Below are 2316 nucleotides of genomic sequence, written 5' to 3'. Positions count from 1 at the left end.
CCATTCGTGCAGGTCGGAACTTACCCGACAAGGAATTTCGCTACCTTAGGACCGTTATAGTTACGGCCGCCGTTTACTGGGGCTTCGATTCAAAGCTTCTCTTGCGATGACTTCCCCTCTTAACCTTCCAGCACCGGGCAGGTGTCAGGCAACATACGTCGTGTCTCCACTTTGCGTTGCCCTGTGTTTTTGTTAAACAGTCGCCTGGGCCATTTCTCTGCGACTCTAGCTCGCGCCAGAGTGTCCCTTTTCCCGAAGTTACAGGACTAATTTGCCGAGTTCCTTAACCGTGATTCACTTGAGCACCTTGGTATATTCTACCCAGCTACCTGTGTCGGTTTACGGTACGGGCTCATGCAAGCTGATGTTTCAGCGGTTTTTCTTGGAGGCCAGTTCAGATGTTCGCTTCGTCCGTAGACTCTGCTCAACGAAGACTTCCGTCACTTCGTACACCCTCCTCTACCCCGTGCGCTTCACACTTGCATCAGGTGCAGGAATATTAACCTGCTGTCCGTCAGGTGCGGCCTTCGCCTTCCCCTTAGGCCCCGACTAACCCTCAGTTGATTGACATAGCTGAGGAATCCTTAGCTTTACGGTGTGTATGGTTCTCACATACATTATCGTTACTTATGCCTACATTTGCTTTTCCAACCTCTCCACCATAGCTCACGCTACAGCTTCACTGATGTTGGAATGCTCCCCTACCGATATCGCTATCGCATCGCTTCGGTGATATACTTGATGCCCGTTTATTATCGACGCCCGCCCCGCTCGACCAGTGAGCTGTTACGCACTCTTTAAATGTATAGCTGCTTCCAAGCTAACATCCTGGCTGTCTCGGCAGTCGGACTTCCTTTGTTCAACTTAGTATATACTTTGGGACCTTAGCGGTTGCTCTGGGTTGTTCCCCTCTCGGACCGTGACCTTAGCACCCCGGCCCTCACTGCTGTGTATATCAGTGCCCATTCGGAGTTCGTCAGAATTTGGTAGGATTTGACTCCCCCGCATCCTATCGGTAGCTCTACCTGACACTGACTCGCCACAACGCTGTTCCTAAAAACATTTCGGGGAGTACGAGCTATTTCTCAGTTTGATTGGCCTTTCACCCCTACCCGCAGTTCATCCAAAAACTTTTCAACGTTTACTGGTTCGGTCCTCCATGTAGTGTTACCCACACTTCAACCTGACCACGGGTAGATCACCAAGTTTCGCGTCTGCTATTACTGACTAAGCGCCCTGTTCAGACTCGCTTTCGCTTCGGCTGCGCATCTTAAATGCTTAACCTTGCCAGCAACAACAACTCGTAGGCTCATTATGCAAAAGGCACGGCGTCACCCCTAAGGGCTCCGCCCGCTTGTAAGCGCATGGTTTCAGGTTCTATTTCACCCCGGTACTCCCGGTACTTTTCACCTTTCCCTCACGGTACTCGTTCACTATCGGTCTCTCAGTCGTATTTAGCCTTGGCGGATGGTGCCGCCGAATTCAGAGGGGATTCCTCCTGTCCCCACCTACTCAGGATACTGCTACGTTGATAATTTTTACATTTACAGGGCTCTCACCTTCTCCGGCTGACTTTCCCAAGTCATTCAATTCCCATTATCGCCTAATAAGCAGTCCTATAACCCCTATTCAGCCGTAACTGATTAGGTTTGGGCTATGCCGTGTTCGCTCGCCACTACTTACGGTATCACTGTTGTTTTCTCTTCCTAGGGGTACTTAGATGTTTCAGTTCCCCCCGTTTGCCTCCCCGTAGGGATAACGACTCTTCAAGTCGTTGGGTTGCCCCATTCGGACACAGTAGGATCAACATGTATGTGCCACTCCCCTACCATTTTCGCAGCTTATCGCGTCCTTCTTCGCCGCTGAGAGCCTTAGGCATCCCCCATGCGCCCTTAGTTGCTTCTAATTGCTTAATTAATTCTCCATTCCAATATGTCAAATAACTTAAAAACTACTACAAAGTAGCCTTCGTGGAGGTAAACGGAGTCGAACCGATGACCCCCTGCTTGCAAAGCAGGTGCTCTAGCCAGCTGAGCTATACCCCCAATTTTTTTCTGGTTTTCAGAAGACGGCTTACAGTGTAGATGCATATAGCAAGCTGCTTGCCGGCAACTGATGAGTGGGCCTGCCAGGACTCGAACCTGGGACCTCTACATTATCAGTGTAGCGCTCTAACCACCTGAGCTACAAGCCCTCTAAATAGTTATATAATGAAAGTAAGTTAAGGTTAGTAGTCTTTGCTCCAGAAAGGAGGTGTTCCAGCCACACCTTCCGGTACGGCTACCTTGTTACGACTTAGCCCCAGTTACCAGATTT

At 50.0% G+C, this 2316-nt stretch carries 2 tRNA genes and 2 rRNA genes; all 4 read right to left on the bottom strand.

Annotated elements, in window-relative coordinates:
- A 23S ribosomal RNA gene (locus tag GVN20_RS29435) occupies positions 1 to 1906 on the bottom strand; the annotation flags it as partial.
- 65 nt (positions 1907 to 1971) lie between these two features.
- Positions 1972 to 2045, bottom strand: a tRNA-Ala gene (locus GVN20_RS29430).
- A 75-nt stretch (positions 2046 to 2120) separates the two neighbouring features.
- Positions 2121 to 2194: transfer RNA gene (locus GVN20_RS29425), tRNA-Ile, on the bottom strand.
- 52 nt (positions 2195 to 2246) lie between these two features.
- A 16S ribosomal RNA gene (locus GVN20_RS29420) occupies positions 2247 to 2316 on the bottom strand; the annotation flags it as partial.

It is taken from the genome of Runella sp. CRIBMP (assembly GCF_009905605.1).
Lineage (GTDB): Bacteria > Bacteroidota > Bacteroidia > Cytophagales > Spirosomataceae > Runella.
Note: the sequence above shows the minus strand (reverse complement) of the source record. Positions and strands in the feature narration are given on the sequence as shown.